Source organism: Sporosarcina thermotolerans, assembly GCF_042658975.1.
GTDB lineage: Bacteria > Bacillota > Bacilli > Bacillales_A > Planococcaceae > Sporosarcina > Sporosarcina thermotolerans.
In genome coordinates this window covers 142,868-158,945 of the sequence record NZ_JBHSRM010000009.1, presented here as the reverse complement: position 1 = coordinate 158,945, position 16,078 = coordinate 142,868, and the positions used below count along the sequence as shown (strand labels likewise).

The following is a 16,078-nucleotide window of genomic DNA, read 5'->3' as shown; positions in this document are numbered from 1 at the left end:
TACTTATGAAGTTTGTATCACTATAACACTTCTGATAAAACGACGCATTGTAAACTTATTCCTTCAAACTTTCCTCTTGTTTTTTCTCCTTGGCCAGCTTTCTCTTAAGAGATACACTAGACACCCAAATACTGATTTCAAACAAAAGCAATAAAGGAATAATGATCAAGATATCCGAGACGAAATCTGGCGGAGAAATTGACACACCTACGACGACGAGGATAAAATAAGAAATCTTTCTCATTTTCCTTAACTTATCAGGTGTAACAATACCCAACTTTGTTAAGAACAATATCACTACAGGTAATTCAAATACGATACCTACAGGAATGAGAAGGTTAAACATAAAAGAGAAGTATTGCTTCATGCCATATGTTTCAATTGCACCTATGGATTCATTGATATTTGCCATGAAGTTTAGCATCAAAGGAAATAATAGGAAATAACTAAAACTAATCCCCGCTAAAAACAGCAAGAAAGAAACAGGGATAAAAATAATTGTTCCTTTGGATTCTTCCTTAGATAATCCAGGTTTTACAAATAACCATGTTTGGTACAATGCGATTGGTAACGTAATCAGTAAGGATAAAACTAAAGCACAGCTTAAATAAATCATTAGTCCATCCGTATAACCGAATACGTTCCATTCCACACGAGCGGCTGTAGGCTGCGATTTAATCAGAGTTAATAATTTTGGTGCGAGACTAAAACCTATTATCAACGTAACGATAAATGTCACAGAAACAATAATTAGCCGTTTTCTAAGCTCTGTTAAATGCTCTACAAGAGTGTACTCTGGTTCTTGTTCCATGATTCTTACCACCCACTATCTTAAATGGAAGTTATATACTTTCGTGTAAATAGAAAAAACTAGTTCGTCGTCTTGTTACAAAGTGATACTAGTGAGCGAAAAGTACCGCTTCTCGTCCATTATATTATAGACATCAAAATTGTACAAAGGTTTGTTTTTTCAGAAATCTGGACAACTGAATCTATTAGTATTTTTAATGAATAAAGAAAATTTAGAATGATGGACTGACTGAGGAAACCAGTGTTTTTAACTATGGTAAGCATTTACAGGGCGGGAAGACATGGAAACAAAACAATATTTTGAAATTATAAACTTGTGACAAACTCATGAAATAAATTAATAAATGTAGTAGAATAAGAATCATTGTTTCCTACTCCAAAAGGTCTATATATCGAGCAGATTTCTTAATTGCTATTACGCAGCGAGCTTCCGGCGATTGAAGATAGAAAGCGGCCATCTGCGACGGAAATAAACCCTTTTAGTGTTGAAACAAAAAATCATAAGAACGGAGAATGAGAGTGTCCCAATATAGTAAGGAAGAGCTGAAATTTGTTTTACAAGCTCTTTTGCCACTTTGTATAATTGGAGGATTAGCTACTTTTCTTATTTCTAATTCCGGTGGGTTTCCATGGTTTACGCTTTTAGGTACAGCAATTGGTCTGTCAATTATTATTCTTTCGTGGGTAGGAAGAAAATACAGTATTTTTGCAGCTTCTCTCATAATAGGAGCGGCAACTTTTACTCCACTTTACAACTGGAGTACGATTTTTTGATGTCTCATATTTACTTAGGTAAATAATTTAGAAAATTGAATTTGGAGGTTTTAACATGTCAACAAAAGATGAGAAAAATTCACTTTTAGATAAACGTTCTTCTCGACGGAACTTTCTAAAGAATTCGGGGCTTACAGTCGGTGGACTGATTGCCGGTGGTGCACTTGGTAGTCTATTAGTGGAGAACGATGCTTCCACTACAGACGTCCAATCTGAACCTCATAAGACTTTTGAAAATCCAAATGTCGCATTAATGTATTTTACACCTGAACAATACCGTATTACGGAGGCGGCGACGGAAAGAATTTTCCCGAAGGATCATAATGGTCCAGGAGCTAAAGAATTATTAGTAGCTTATTATATTGATCACCAACTGGCAGGCGGATGGGGTACAGGTACAAAAGAATACACGTCAGGACCTTTCTATCCGGGCGAATCAACTCAAGGTTATCAAGGCCGTCTAAACAGACAACAAATCTTTGAAATCGGGTTGAAAGCTATACAGGACCTCAGTGTAAAAACATACGACAACCGATTTGAAAAGCTTTCTGAAGAAGAGCAAGATGCGATTCTAACCGAGTTTGCAGAAGGGAAAGTAGAACTAATCGGGATGAAATCTGATTACTTCTTTGGTGTGTTACGCTCTGCAACCCTTGAAGGTGCATATGCTGACCCATTATACGGAGGTAATGCAAATATGGAAGGTTGGAAGATGAAGAACTTCCCAGGACACCAAATGAGCTTCCTCAATATTATTGAAGATGAATTCAAGGTGATCGAACCAGCAGCGTTAAATTCTCAACATAGTCACTAATCTTGATAGATAACATAATGTAAGGTATTTACGATTGAGGAGGAAATACGGATGGTTAAAAAATTACCAAAAACAGATGTCGTTATTGTTGGTGTTGGTTGGGCTGGGGGCATTATCGCTTCTGAGCTTACAAAAAAAGGTTACCAAGTAGTTGGATTAGAACGAGGAAAAGATAGAAAAATGGAAGATTATTTCATGGCGCATGATGAACTCAGATATGCGATTCGACATGAAATGATGCAAGATCTATCGAAAGAAACGATTACGTTCCGTAACAATGAAAAAATGCGTTCTCTCCCAATGAGACAATACGGATCATTTTTACTTGGCGTAGGTGTAGGCGGCGCGGGAACACACTGGAATGGGCAAAACTTCCGTTTCCTTCCGTATGATTTTGAGATGCGTAGTGAAACGATTAAAAAATATGGTGCAGACAAAATCCCAGCTGATATGACAATCCAAGACTGGGGTATAACGTATGATGAAATTGAGCCTTACTATGACCAGTACGAAAAAATGGCCGGAATTTCTGGTGAGGATAACCCATTAGGAGGACCACGTTCAAATCCGTTCCCTACTGGTCCGATGAAAAAAACGCAAGCGATGCAATTATTTGATAAAGCAACAAAGAATATGGGTCTACATCCATATGTTCAACCTTCTGCGAACTTGTCGGAAAACTATACAAACCCAGACGGAATTTCTCGTGTAGCTTGTCAGTACTGTGGATTCTGTGAGCGTTTCGGTTGTGAGTACGGAGCAAAAGCTGACCCACTCGTAACTGTACTTCCAGTTGCTAAAGCAACAGGTAACTTCGAAGTTAGACCTCACTCTGAAGTTCGCCGTATCTTGAAAGATGGAGATAAAGTAACGGGTGTTGTATATGTAGACATGAATACAGGCGAGGAATTCGAACAACCAGCTGATGTTGTCGTATTGACAAGTTATGTATTTTCGAACGTTCGACTTCTTCTACTATCTGAAATTGGTAGACCATATAACCCGACTACTGGTACTGGTGTTATCGGGAAAAACTATGCATACCAAATCCGTAAAGGGAGAGCAACAGGATTCTTCGACGAGCAAAAGTTCAATAACTTTGCTGGAGCAGGTGGCTTAGGAATGATCGTTGATGATTATAATGGCGACAACTTCGACCACACTGATTTGGACTTTATCCACGGTGGGATGATCATCCTTGGACAAACTGGACTACGACCGATTGCTAATAACCGAATCCCTTCAGGTACACCAACTTGGGGTAAAGAATTTAAAGATGTATCGTTGAAATATACGAATGCAGCGTTAACGGTTAGTGGTGAAGGTGCATCCATGGCTTACAAACAACACTTCTTAGATTTAGACCCTGTTTACAAAGACCCATTCGGTGATCCATTAGTTCGAATCACTTTCGACTTTGAAGAACAAGACCGTCAATTGACAGCATTCTTGGCTGATAAATGTGAAGCGATCCTTAAAGAAATGGGCGCAGATCATATCGATACGAGCAGAGAACTCGGACCATATAACGTTGCTGAATACCAGTCAACGCATAATACAGGTGGCGTCATCATGGGTGCAGATCCTGAAACATCTGCAGTCAATAGCTATCTTCAAATGTGGGATGTAGACAATCTGTTCGTTGTAGGAGCTTCTGCATTCCCACAAAACGCAGGTTATAACCCTACAGGTACAGTTGGAGCACTTTCTTACCGTGCTGCTGAAGGAATTATCAAGTTCTTCGAAAACAATGGCGGCCAACTGGTAGAAGCAAAAAAAGGAAAACAACACGTTTAATAGTACGCCTTTCATCAATTCGTTGAATTGATGAAAGGCTTTTTTAATCGAATAAATCACCATTTTTCGATGGTGTTAATGTACAGACTGTTGTTCATTGTTCACAAATCAAAAATTTTCATTGTCATTCCTTAACAATGAAGCAGTTTTTAATTGGCTATAAGGTCTAACGACTCAAGCGCAATAAGATTGTACAATAAGTTTACATCTTTACAAATAAAACCTAATGGAGGTACCAAATGGAAAAAGAAAAGAACATCAAAAAGAAGTTTCAACTTCCGCATATTTATGTAATTCTGTTTATATTTAGTGCGCTGGCGGCCATTTCGACTTACTTTATTCCTGCAGGTCAATTTGAGCGTGTACCAGGTCCTGATGGAAGAACAGCGATTGATCCGAACTCTTTTACAGAAGTGGAAGCTACACCAATTGGTATAGCTGATTTCCTTACTGTTATTCCGCGTGGATTGATCGACGCCGGGGAGATCGTATTTTTCACGTTTATTATCGGCGGTATGTTTGCGGTGCTGAAGGCAACCGGAATCATTGAAGTTGTTGTGGACAGGCTGGCAAACCGTTTTGCAAAAAATAGTATTTTATTGATCCCAATCTTAACGACAGTATTTGCAATCGGGGCAACATTAATCGGAACCCCTGAGCTATCGCTCGTTTATATTCCTGTCATTATGCCATTAATCATCGCCTTAGGGTATGATTCCATTGTGGCTGCATCGATTGCGCTTGTCGGTACGGTTGTCGGATTTACTACCGGAGTTTTAAATCCAATTAACGTAGGATTGTCTCAGAAAATCGTAGGTGTCCCGGTGTTTTCAGGATTGCCGTTGCGTTTAGCTCTCTTCGTTATTTGTATATCGATAGGGATTTTCTTCATCATGCGTTATGCAAAAAAGGTACAGCAGAATCCTTTAAACAGCTATGTATATGAAGATGACCAAGAAAAAAGGGAACTTTACAAGCAGAAAGGTAAAATTGAAGCGAAAAGCATGAACACAAGACAAAAGTATGCTTCAATTGCTGCTTTCATCTTCCTTGGGATTTTAGTATATGGTGTGCTTCAACAAGGTTGGTTCATGGTAGAGATGGCAGGACTGTTTATCTTTATGGGGGCTGTCGTCGGCCTGATTGCAGGATTGAACGCTACCCAAATTTCTAACGCGTTTACGGATGGATTCCGTGAAGTGCTTATGGGAGCCATTATTGTTGGTCTTGCCCGTTCTGTCGCTGTTGTGCTTGAGGACGGACAAATCATGGATTCGATCGTTCATAGCTTAGGTTCATTGGTTGGCGAGATGCCATCCGTTCTCGGTGCAGTAGGTATGTATCTCGTACAGCTCTCGATTAACTTTATCATCCCGTCTGGAAGTGGACAGGCCTTAGTCACAATGCCAATCATGGGGCCACTTGCAGACATGATCGGCGTAACAAGACAGACGGCAGTACTTGCGTTCCAGTTCGGGGACGGCTTTGCTCATATTCTATTCCCGACGTCTGGTTACTTTATGGCTGCACTTGTTATCGCCGGTGTATCTTGGCAAAAATGGATTCGTTTCTATATGCCGCTATTCCTCGTGTTCTCTGCAATTGGTGTTGTCACATTAGTGGTTGCTCAATTGATTCAATACACGGGCTGAGGGCATTTGAAATAAGCATGAAGAATGAGTGGTTATTCGGACGATTTTGTCGTCTGGATAACCACTTTTTTTGATTGAAACATCGGTGATTGTCTTCATTCCTTTTACCAGTAATTTTATACGTACCGAATAATTACTATTAAAAATATAACAATTTGAACAAAAATAATTATAAGAAAAGACTCGCTTTTCTACAACTAATTCAAATTAGTTGTTTGTATACACTCTGAAATTCATCCGGAATTTACTCATAAGTATATTTCTTTATAAATAATCAGTAAATTAACGAATATTGATGCTTTTTCTATAGAAATTGTTCGTGTTTTATTGACAGCAAGAAAGGCTGGTGATACTATGAGTATGTAAAAAATAAATATTTTTCTCGTATAATGTTGGGGATAAGGCCCGAAAGTTTCTACCAAGCTGCCGTAAATAGCTTGACTACGAGGTTGTGTATATACAATAGCGATAAATACCTTATTTATTTCTATTGTCTACCTTCCTGACGTCAAGCACCGGTACCCAATCGGTGCTTTTTATTTTTTACAAATACACAACAAGATTACAGGGAGGATCATTTCAATGAATAGTACAAAGAAATTTGCAATGGTATTACTTATTGCTTTTATGACTGTTGTTATGGCCGCTTGCGGAAGTAACGCAGCTGATAAAAAGGAAGATAAGGCTGGAAATAGCGAAGACGGATTGAAAATTGCTATCGTAACAAGCCCTTCTGGCGTTGATGATGGTAACTTTAATGAAGATAACTATAACGGCATCTTGAAGTTTATCGAAAATAATCCAACAGCAACAGTAAAATCAGTTAAAGAACCAACAGGTGATCCAGCTGCAGCTGTACAAGCTGTTGCCGATATTGTGGCAGATTATGATGTAATTGTTACACCTGGATTCCAATTTGCTGGAGTTTCTAGCATCGCTGTAGAAAACCCTGATAAGATCTTCATCATGAATGACACTGAGCCAGCTCCTGTAGATGGCCAAACTGAGTTCGATAATATCTATGCGATGAACTTCGCAGAACAAGAAAGTGGTTTCTTTGCAGGAATGGCTGCAGCACTTGAAACTAAGACAAACAAAGTAGCAGTTGTAAATGGCATTGCTTATCCTTCAAATGTTAACTATCAATTTGGTTTTGAGTCAGGCGTAAATTACGCGAATAAAGTTTATGGAAAAAGTGTTGAACTCGTTGAACTATCTGGATATGCAGGTACTGACGTTACTGGTGCTGATGTTGGTGGTAACTATGCAGGATCCTTTGCGGATGAAGCAACAGGTAAAGTAATCGGTAACGCTTTAATCAAACAAGGTGTAGATATCCTCTTCGTTGCTGCAGGCGGCACTGGAAATGGTGTATTCACGGCAGCTAAGGAAGCTAAAAATGATGTAAAAGTAATTGGTGTAGACGTTGACCAATATGATGACGGTTCAAACGGTTCTGAAAATATCGTATTGACATCTGCTGTAAAATTCATGGCTATGAACATTGAAAAATCATTGAATTCTGTTGCTGATGGATCCTTCAAAGGCGGTAACGTTGTTCTTTATGCAGATACAGAGTCAACTGGTTTTATCAAAGAAGAAGGTCGTCACCAATTATCTGAGGATACGCTAAACAAATTGAATGAGGCGTACGAGTTAGTGAAAGATGGCACGATCGTACCTGCATCCAATTTTAATGGAAACACTCCAGAAGAGTTTCCAGGACTATAAGATTAATTAGAGACACAATGACAATAGAAGTTTATCAGTTCATTAATCGAATGATTAGGGAATGATGAACTTCTATTATTTTTCCACTTATTGTGAGGAAGGAGAAGAAAGATGTCTGATTATATCGTAGAGATGAAACAGATTACGAAACGTTTCCCTGGAATCGTAGCAAATGATGACGTATCCATTGGCATTAAAAAGGGAGAAATATTTGCCTTGCTTGGTGAAAATGGTGCAGGCAAATCAACGTTGATGAGTATTCTGAGTGGAATGTACGAACCCGATGAAGGAGAAATCTATATTCGGGGAGAGAAGGTTCAAATCAGTTCGCCAAACCATGCAGCAAACCTTAACATCGGGATGGTCCACCAGCATTTTAAGTTAGTCGAAGATTATTCGATTACAGAGAATATCATATTAGGGGTCGAGCCCATCAGTAAATTTGCCGGTCTCTTTCCATATGTAGGTATTCGGAATGCCAATCGTAAAGTTGAGGAACTGTCCAAGAACTTCGGCTTGGAAGTGGATCCTACGAAAAAAATTGCCGATCTTACAGTTTCCATGCAACAACGAGTAGAAATTTTGAAAGTGCTTTATCGTGAAGCAGAAATCCTTATTTTCGATGAACCAACAGCAGTTCTAACGCCTCAAGAAATCGAATTTTTGTTAGGTATTATCGAAGGTCTACGAAACAGTGGAAAAACAATCATTTTAATTACACATAAATTAGAAGAAATTAAGAAAGTAGCCGATCGTTGTGCCGTATTGAACAAAGGTAAGTTGATTGATGTATTGGATGTGAAGACAACATCGGTCAATCTTATGGCTCAATTAATGGTTGGTAGAGAAGTAAATTTTGAATCGGAAAAGGCACCTGCAGAGTTTAAAGAGGAAGTACTGAAAGTAGAACAGTTAACCGTGAAAAATGAGGATGGATTTGAAGTCGTCAAAGACGTTTCCTTTACAATACACAGTGGTGAAATTTTTGCGATTGCGGGCGTTGCGGATAATGGACAAGTTGAAATAGCGGATGCCATTGCCGGTTTGACTAAAGCAAGCGGCGGAAAGATATTCCTCAATGGACAGGACATTACGAATGACAGTATAAGAAACAGAACTGAATCTGGAATCTCTTATATACCTGAAGATAGACAAAGATTTGGACTGTTTTTGGACTTTGATTTATCAACGAACATAGGTTCAAAGCAGTACTACAAGAAGCCTTTTTCCAATAAAGGAATATTGAATAAACAGGAATTTGATCAATTTGGCAGTCAGATGATTGATAAATATGACATTCGAAGTGGACAAGGCATTAAGACGCAGGTCCGTTCGATGAGTGGCGGGAACCAGCAAAAGGCCATCATTGCTCGTGAAATCGAATTGCAATCCCCGCTCATGATTTTCGTTCAGCCAACACGTGGAGTAGATATTGGTGCGATCGAAAATATTCATAAGATGATGATAGAACAACGTGATCAAGGGAAAGCGATCCTATTGGTTTCGCTCGAGTTAGACGAAATTATGAATGTAGCGGATACGATCGGCGTGATCTATAATGGCCAACTTCAAAAAGTTGCAAGCAGTGAATCATTAACGACGAATGAAGTCGGCGAATATATGATGGGGGCTAAGCATGAGTAAAGATAAAAAGAAAACAAGCTTAAGTTATCGTCTGTTTTGGCCAATACGGAATGAGAAATGGCAACCGATCACAATTCCGGTAGTCTCTATACTTGTCAGCTTTATTGTTGCGGCTATCGTCATACTGTTGCTTGGCAAAAATCCGATTCAAGCATTTTACAATTTGTTCCAAGGGGCAGGAATCTTCCCTAAGGCAACGTACGCTGGTTATAAGAGCTTGCTGACTGACTTTCTGAGTTTGTTAGACGCTATGACGCCACTTGTATTTGCCAGTTTGGCGGTGGCAGTTGCACTTCGAGCGGGCCTATTTAATATCGGGGTTTCGGGTCAAATGCTCTTCTCCGGTTTCTTAGCAACCATTATTGTTGGCTACAGTGGGTTAGATGCAATCATTGCTAAGCCGCTTGTGTTGCTAATCGGAATGGTTGCAGGAGGATTGATGGGCGGTCTTGTTGGGTGGTTAAAATATAAGTTTAACATTCATGAAGTTGTAACTACGATTATGCTAAATTACATCGCTCAGTACGTGATAAGCTTCTTCATTCATATGTATTATATTGACCCGGTTTCAAGACAATCCAAATACATTACGGAAGCAGCAAGATTGACGTTAGTAAATGTTGAGTTTGCAAACCTGAAAATGGATATTCCATTGGGCTTTATTTTGGCCATTGTAGTAGCGATTTTCATCAAGTTTCTTTTAGACAAAACTGTCGTTGGTCTTGAAATTAAAGCAGTAGGATCCAACCGAGATGCGGCGAAGTATACAGGGATAAAGGTCGGAAGCAATATGGTCTTAGCCATGATCATTTCAGGAGGTTTGGCTGGTCTCGCAGGTGTGACGTATTATTTAGGTGATTTTGCTTCCATTCAACCAAAGGTATTAACAAGTATCGGTTTTGACTCCATTGCGGTAGCACTATTGGGGAACTCCCATCCGATCGGGATTATTTTTTCATCCTTCTTAGTATCGATTATTGACCAAGGAAGTACGTATATGAGTTCACAGGCTGGGATTAGACAGGAAATTGCTTCTGTGATCATCGGGTTAATCCTATTGTTTAGTGCATGTGGAGCGTACGTAAAGCATAAAGTCAGCCGCTTGAAGGAAAAAGAAGTGGATCGAAAGGACAGTGAATCATAGATGGATACGATTATTATTGATGGATTATCCTTTGCTCTGCCTCTTTTTATCATGGCAATAGGCGGTATATATAGTGAAAAAAGTGGAGTTACCAATTTAGCACTTGAAGGCTTTCAAGGTTTTGGGGCATTCATCGGGGCTATGTCAGCTGTGTTAATTGCAAATGCTTCAGGAGCAGCTATTGAAGATATGTTCTATGTCGCATTACTATTTGCGATGATTGGCGGGATGGGTTTTTCCATGATTCATGCCGTATTAAGTATTAAATTTAAGGCAAATCAAGTAATCAGCGGTGTTGTCATCAATATTTTGGCGCTGGCTCTAACGACTTTCTTAACAACACAGATCAATGCGCTTGTATTCGGAGCGGCTTCGGACAAGTTCCGATTGGGCGTATCGGAGCGTTTTACAATTGACGGTTTAGCCAATATACCGGTGATTGGTGCGGTATTTACGGATGTGTATCCGTTCGAAGTGATCATCATTGTGATTGCTATTTTTGCTTGGTATGTATTGTATAAAACGAAGTTCGGATTACGCTTAAGAGCGAGTGGGGAGAATCCTCAATCCGTTGACGCAGCAGGCGTAAATGTATATAAAATACGATTTTCCGCGGTGCTTATATCTGGAATGCTATCGGGTCTCGCTGGTATGTGTTTTGCCTATTCCATTTCAGCCCAATTTTCTTCAGGCATTTATATGGGATATGGATTCTTAGCCATTGCAGCATTAATCTTTGGTAACTGGAGAATTCTCCCGACGTTAGCAGCTTGTCTATTATTTGGTTTTGCTAAATCCGGGGGAATGTTTATCGCACAGGCGATGGCATTGCCAAGCAGTTTCACTGATTTATTCATGATACTACCGTATGTACTAACGTTATTGTTATTGATCTTCTTTTCTAAATCAAATCGTGCTCCGAGAGCGTTAGGTGAGATTTATGATAAAGGGAAGAGATAGATAAATTCTTTACCAAATAAGAAGAAGCTTCTCATAAGTCATTGAACTTGTGAGGAGCTTCTTTTTAGACTATCAATATCTTTTGTAGAGTTTTTAATTAGTGATTAAGCTTCTGGTTTCTTTTTACCCATCGAGTCAAATAATTGTGTAGATGATAAAGCATTGAACGGCATAGATGCAGTATGTTTAATGCCTTGATTGTATGTTGCGATCAAGACTTTTAAAAGAACAGATAATGCAGTTGCTGCTGTCTATTCTGAAACATCGCTCCGGTTTCTAACGACCGAGCTTTCTCCCGTACTTACTTTCAAGAGGTTTAAGATTTCTTCCCCAGGTAAGTTGATTGGCTTCTATGTGTATTTATATAATCTTTATTGAATTGTCATAAATGCGTGCTGCACAGGCACCGTTCACTAGTTTAAACTGTGATGGTTTGTTTTATCATTTTTTTAACTTGATTTGCAGCTTTAACCTTGATATCTATGCAGGGTGAAATTCTTGTTTCATAATCTCCTTTTTGAATCGTAGACCTTAATTCATCAATGGATTCACATTCTGGGAATTCGTTTATAATTGACCCGTATTGCAGTTGGTGGTGGGTATCACTTCCACCAACGACAGGAACATTATACTGACTAGCGAATGTGCGAACACGTTCTTCTATTTCATTTCCATACGTATATAAATCTTTACCATTTAAGTCAAAGGCATCGAATTGCTTTAATACGGAAGAATCATGATGTTCCCAAGGTGTCGATTCGCGTAAAGGATGTGCCCCAATCTTTAATACATTAAAATCAGCCAGTAATTCAATGAGATCTTTTACTGGAAGGAAATTTTCCTCTTTTTGATGGGCTAGAAGTAAACGAGCAATGGTTAAAATGTCGTCTCGAGACCCAATAACAAGGAAATGTCCCGTTTCTTTTACGTCAATTTCTAAGCCACAGAATACTTTCATTCCTTCGATTTCATAATACTCTCCCTTGTATGGGAATTCCTTTTGTAGTGTTTCGTATAAATCGATAATATTCTTAGAGTTAAAATGCTCCGTGATTGCTAGAGCGGTAAGTCCACTTTCCTTTGCTTCCTGCATTTTTCCCTTGAAAACCTCAAGGGAAACCGTTATTTTCTTTGCTAAATTTGCATGGGTGTGAAAATCAATATACATGTAAAAACTCCTTTCGATTTAAATCTACGAACTTATGTTGGAAAAACATCTCCGGCCCATAAAATAAGTAGAAGAATAGTGAGTTGTGTGATGATAAATATATAATCTTTCGTCCTGACTTTTAAATAGGATAATTTATTTTTTTTTGCGACGGAACTGTGTAGTGAATAAGAGAAGCCGCGTACTTCTAACGCTTCTACTGTCAATCTTGTTCGTTTAGCGATGTTTAACATTAATGGGTAGAATGATTGAATCACTACTTTTATATAGTAGTAAACGATGCGCCATTTGAGAAAACCATGTTTTTCTGGAGTCTTCCCACGTAAACGAAAAGATTGGAAAATTTGGTGATACTCATCCAATAAAATCGGTAGCATTCTATAACCATAGGAAACGGCAAAACTAAATTGAGCTGGTACCTTTAAGCTTAGCAACCCGTCACTTAAACGTTCGGGACTCATGCTTGCAAAGACCGAGACACTTGCAATCGACATGATGAAAAGTTTCATCGAAAACGTGAGCAATGGCAGAATCGTTTCGAATGTTCCTCCACCAAAAATAAGGGATACAATGAATAGCGTAAAGAGTTCGGTGATGATACCAATTCCGAGTAATGTAAGGATTAACGGACTTACTCTTGAAATGACAGCTAAGAAAGTTGTATATGCAATGATTAAGAGCAAAATGGTATTATTAAAAGTAAACCATGGTAAGATACTGACCGTTAAATACCAAAACATTAGTACTCTAGGGTCAATTTTTGCCATATAGACATCAGGTTTTCCGAAGGCGGTTTTAATTAATTCGAGCTTAATCGTTTGGACATTTAGAACGTCTTTAATTTTATCCGTTAGCTCCAATTACTTGAACCTCCTTTACCCTTCCAACAAATTCCTCCACAGATAATGCCGGGTGAATATTTAGTTCCAAACTTAACTCGGCAATTTGCGGTAACTTCAGTCCGGCGCTTTTCCAAACCTCAATTCGTTCAAATAGTGCCCGTGGTGTACCGTCAAATACGACTTTTCCATGTTCCATTACGATGACTCTCGTTGCCCACTCCGAAACGAGCTGCATATCGTGCGTGGCAATTAGTACCGTTTTCACTCTGTCACGAATGGAATGTAGGATACGAATTAATTGCTTTCTGTTCCCTACGTCTAAGCTTGCAGTTGGTTCATCTAGCATCATTACCGTTGGCATCATCGCTAAGCCAATCGCAACAGAAGATCTTCTTTGTTGTCCACCACTAAGTAGTCTGCCGTCTTTTGGAAGAAGTGCATGCAAATTTAATTGATCAGCAATTTGTTCATATAATTCTTTCCGATCCAAATTGCGTACGTTTCCGAAATATGTTACATCATTTTGAATGGTATCTTGAATAAACATTTCCTCAGGATTTTGATAAATATAGGAAATGTGACTGGAAAGCTTTTCAACAGGCGCTCGCATCACATCGATGCCATCTACTATTATTTCGCCTTTACGCGGTTTATTAATACCAGCTAGACTTTTCATTAAAGTTGTTTTGCCTGCACCATTGTTCCCGACAATCGCAACTCTTTCACCTTCAAAGAAGGTTAGTGCATCAATATCCAAAACAGTTCTTCTTTCACCTTGTAGTGTTTTAACTTCGTATCGGACATCTTTTATCGATAAGATAGCCGAATCTGTTGAATGTAAATTTGCTTGATTGCTATCCGTTCCTGGATCAAAGAAGTAATCTTTAAAATAATCCTTTGCTTCATCTACTGTAATTGGCAGTTCATCTGAATTAGAAAAACTAGCGATTTGCAAAGCTGCCTGTGTTACTTGGGGTGGGTAAATGTGTACATCCTCAAGTTCGGTTATATTTAACAAGCCCTGCTTTACGTCTGTATGCCATTTCACCTGACCATTTTCAATTAGGGCAACATGTTTACAATAATTCGCAATGAATTCGGTATGGTGCTCGATAACAATAATTGTTTTTCCTAGTTCCTCATTTAAATACTGCAATTTATCATAGATTAATGTTGCATGCTGTGGGTCAAGCTGTGCAACAGGTTCATCAATAATTAGTATTTCGGGATTTAAAGCCAAAGCTCCAGCAAGTGCAGTTAAATGTTGCTGCCCACCACTAAGTTCCCAAACCGTTTTGTCTTTGAGGTGTTCGATACCGAGCAGTTCTAATGCCCACATCGCTTTTTCCTCATAATCTGGATATCCGAAATTAAGTGGTGAAAATCCAACGTCTTCCAGAACGGTTAACTTCATCAACTGATTTTGAAAATCCTGATAAACATAACCGACATGATGACTAAGAATGGAAACGGGCTGCTCTTTAACAGATAGCCCGTTTACAATAACCTCTCCATTGTAATCACCAGAAAAATAATGCGGAATTAAACCGTTGATCGTTTTACATATAGTTGACTTACCACTACCATTACCACCAATAATGGCAAGAAAATCACCTTTATTAATGGTAAGGCTCGCTCCATTTAACACTGTCTCTTTTGCTCCAGGGTATTGATAGTGTACATCTTTAATTTCAATGATTGGTTGATTTAAACTGCCCATTTATTCTTTTCATCCTTCTTTTTACCCATTTTTATTGCGATACTAATAATAAAGATTACGATAATCGCCGCAGCAGAAATAGGAATCCATATATATCCATCTCCAAATTGTTCTAAGAAATCTGGCTCCCATACAGCGAAGTTGATATCCATATCAGACATATATTCTGCCACCATTCCTACAAAGGCTAAGAATACTGCTACAATTACAAAACGAGCGGAAATATATTCGAGCATCGAACCTTTGACATCTGGGTTCCGGGGATTAATTCCCATTAATGGTTCGATTTTTCCGTAAAGTTTAGGAAGCAGATAAAGTGTTGGTATCAATCCAAACAACACTCCTGAAATAACCATTTCATTTACAAAGCTGAATGCTTCAATAGCAAGAATACTTTCAGGTAAACCAGTAACAGTTTCTAACTCTTCAATTCCAAACCATACTTTTCCAATATCGACAATTGAGCTAAGCATTTGGTCAATTCCGACACCTACGATAACCGCAATACCAACTTGTCTTCTATTACTTGGATCCCTTACAAGTAGACCGGCGACATACATTGCTAAAGAAAATTCAATAAACCCTTCTAATTCAGCTATTCCACCAAAGTCTCCGAGTAATAATTTTCCGAAAATAATATCTCCAACGGATGCTCCAATTGCTGCATACAATGGATGAAATAAAAATACCAGTATTAATGGGATAAATGCTAGATACGAGATGGAAATATCAATCGGACCTAATTGGAACTCTGGCAATAGTTCTGTAAATAAACTTGCAAGACCAAATAACGACATCGACAGGATGAAAATCATCATTTTTTGCGACTGGGTGTACCGATCTTTGTTTGACAAATTAGTTGGCACTACTGATTCCTCCCTTATATTCTTACTACTTTTATAGTAACGTTCAATCGTTAATATAGTATGGTAGATAGGTAAATAGCATGTAAATATTAGTAAGGTAATTTCCACTATGAAAAAAAATTTACACATCATAAGGGGAAAATAATTATAATAGAA

Annotated in this window: 13 protein-coding genes and 1 riboswitch; of the genes, 8 read left to right on the top strand and 5 right to left on the bottom strand. The window is 38.6% G+C overall.

Translation table 11 applies throughout. The annotated features are described in order from the left end of the window. Positions 1 to 55: 55 nt before the first annotated feature. The gene (tatC, locus tag ACFPZG_RS06215) at positions 56 to 811 is read right to left on the bottom strand and encodes a twin-arginine translocase subunit TatC (protein ID WP_317940925.1); all 756 of its coding nucleotides are present in this window, start codon (positions 809 to 811) and stop codon (positions 56 to 58) included. 518 nt (positions 812 to 1,329) lie between these two features. Here tatC and ACFPZG_RS06210 point away from each other — a divergent pair. From ACFPZG_RS06210 to ACFPZG_RS06175, 8 genes are all read left to right on the top strand, one after another. Next, positions 1,330 to 1,584 carry a hypothetical protein gene (locus ACFPZG_RS06210; protein ID WP_317940924.1) on the top strand — a complete coding sequence of 85 codons (255 nt, stop codon included), beginning with the start codon at positions 1,330 to 1,332 and terminating at the stop codon, positions 1,582 to 1,584. A gap of 55 nt (positions 1,585 to 1,639) precedes the next feature. Then, the gene (locus ACFPZG_RS06205) at positions 1,640 to 2,398 is read left to right on the top strand and encodes a gluconate 2-dehydrogenase subunit 3 family protein (protein ID WP_317940923.1); all 759 of its coding nucleotides are present in this window, start codon (positions 1,640 to 1,642) and stop codon (positions 2,396 to 2,398) included. 51 nt (positions 2,399 to 2,449) lie between these two features. Then, the gene (locus ACFPZG_RS06200; RefSeq protein WP_317940922.1) at positions 2,450 to 4,195 is read left to right on the top strand and encodes a GMC family oxidoreductase; all 1,746 of its coding nucleotides are present in this window, start codon (positions 2,450 to 2,452) and stop codon (positions 4,193 to 4,195) included. 239 nt (positions 4,196 to 4,434) lie between these two features. Then, a complete protein-coding gene (locus ACFPZG_RS06195) occupies positions 4,435 to 5,847 on the top strand; it encodes a YfcC family protein (RefSeq protein WP_317940921.1) in 1,413 nt (470 codons plus the stop codon). A gap of 362 nt (positions 5,848 to 6,209) precedes the next feature. Further along, positions 6,210 to 6,311: riboswitch (purine riboswitch) on the top strand. A gap of 118 nt (positions 6,312 to 6,429) precedes the next feature. Beyond that, positions 6,430 to 7,578 carry a BMP family lipoprotein gene (locus ACFPZG_RS06190; RefSeq protein ID WP_283733845.1) on the top strand — a complete coding sequence of 383 codons (1,149 nt, stop codon included), beginning with the start codon at positions 6,430 to 6,432 and terminating at the stop codon, positions 7,576 to 7,578. 111 nt (positions 7,579 to 7,689) lie between these two features. Continuing rightward, positions 7,690 to 9,222, top strand: a complete 1,533-nt coding sequence (locus tag ACFPZG_RS06185) for an ABC transporter ATP-binding protein (RefSeq protein ID WP_283733846.1) — start codon at positions 7,690 to 7,692, stop codon at positions 9,220 to 9,222. Further along, complete coding sequence (locus tag ACFPZG_RS06180) at positions 9,215 to 10,366, top strand: ABC transporter permease (protein ID WP_283733847.1); 1,152 nt, start codon at positions 9,215 to 9,217, stop codon at positions 10,364 to 10,366. Before ACFPZG_RS06185 ends, ACFPZG_RS06180 begins: the two co-directional genes overlap by 8 nt. Beyond that, positions 10,367 to 11,326 carry an ABC transporter permease gene (locus ACFPZG_RS06175; protein ID WP_317940920.1) on the top strand — a complete coding sequence of 320 codons (960 nt, stop codon included), beginning with the start codon at positions 10,367 to 10,369 and terminating at the stop codon, positions 11,324 to 11,326. It begins immediately after the preceding gene. Positions 11,327 to 11,744: 418 nt separating this feature from the next. Here ACFPZG_RS06175 and ACFPZG_RS06170 read toward each other — a convergent pair whose 3' ends face one another. The 4 genes from ACFPZG_RS06170 to ACFPZG_RS06155 are packed head-to-tail and all read right to left on the bottom strand — an operon-like array spanning position 11,745 to position 15,922. Continuing rightward, positions 11,745 to 12,494, bottom strand: a complete 750-nt coding sequence (locus ACFPZG_RS06170) for a PHP domain-containing protein (protein WP_283733850.1) — start codon at positions 12,492 to 12,494, stop codon at positions 11,745 to 11,747. A gap of 32 nt (positions 12,495 to 12,526) precedes the next feature. Further along, positions 12,527 to 13,354 (bottom strand): energy-coupling factor transporter transmembrane component T family protein, encoded by an 828-nt coding sequence (locus ACFPZG_RS06165; protein ID WP_283733851.1) that lies wholly within the window; start codon positions 13,352 to 13,354, stop codon positions 12,527 to 12,529. Then, positions 13,338 to 15,056, bottom strand: a complete 1,719-nt coding sequence (locus ACFPZG_RS06160; protein WP_317940919.1) for an ABC transporter ATP-binding protein — start codon at positions 15,054 to 15,056, stop codon at positions 13,338 to 13,340. The genes ACFPZG_RS06165 and ACFPZG_RS06160 overlap by 17 nt, the downstream gene beginning before the upstream one ends. After that, positions 15,044 to 15,922 carry a cell division protein FtsQ gene (locus ACFPZG_RS06155; RefSeq protein WP_283733854.1) on the bottom strand — a complete coding sequence of 293 codons (879 nt, stop codon included), beginning with the start codon at positions 15,920 to 15,922 and terminating at the stop codon, positions 15,044 to 15,046. The genes ACFPZG_RS06160 and ACFPZG_RS06155 overlap by 13 nt, the downstream gene beginning before the upstream one ends. Positions 15,923 to 16,078 lie beyond the last annotated feature (156 nt).

Excerpts from the sequence above, each read along its gene's own strand:
- ACFPZG_RS06160 (WP_317940919.1), bottom strand. The coding sequence starts at position 15,056 with ATGGGCAGTTTAAATCAACCAATCATTGAAATTAAAGATGTACACTAT.
- ACFPZG_RS06195 (WP_317940921.1), top strand. The coding sequence starts at position 4,435 with ATGGAAAAAGAAAAGAACATCAAAAAGAAGTTTCAACTTCCGCATATT.
- ACFPZG_RS06205 (WP_317940923.1), top strand. The coding sequence starts at position 1,640 with ATGTCAACAAAAGATGAGAAAAATTCACTTTTAGATAAACGTTCTTCT.
- ACFPZG_RS06200 (WP_317940922.1), top strand. The coding sequence starts at position 2,450 with ATGGTTAAAAAATTACCAAAAACAGATGTCGTTATTGTTGGTGTTGGT.
- ACFPZG_RS06190 (WP_283733845.1), top strand. The coding sequence starts at position 6,430 with ATGAATAGTACAAAGAAATTTGCAATGGTATTACTTATTGCTTTTATG.
- ACFPZG_RS06175 (WP_317940920.1), top strand. The coding sequence starts at position 10,367 with ATGGATACGATTATTATTGATGGATTATCCTTTGCTCTGCCTCTTTTT.
- ACFPZG_RS06185 (WP_283733846.1), top strand. The coding sequence starts at position 7,690 with ATGTCTGATTATATCGTAGAGATGAAACAGATTACGAAACGTTTCCCT.
- ACFPZG_RS06180 (WP_283733847.1), top strand. The coding sequence starts at position 9,215 with ATGAGTAAAGATAAAAAGAAAACAAGCTTAAGTTATCGTCTGTTTTGG.
- tatC (WP_317940925.1), bottom strand. The coding sequence starts at position 811 with ATGGAACAAGAACCAGAGTACACTCTTGTAGAGCATTTAACAGAGCTT.
- ACFPZG_RS06170 (WP_283733850.1), bottom strand. The coding sequence starts at position 12,494 with ATGTATATTGATTTTCACACCCATGCAAATTTAGCAAAGAAAATAACG.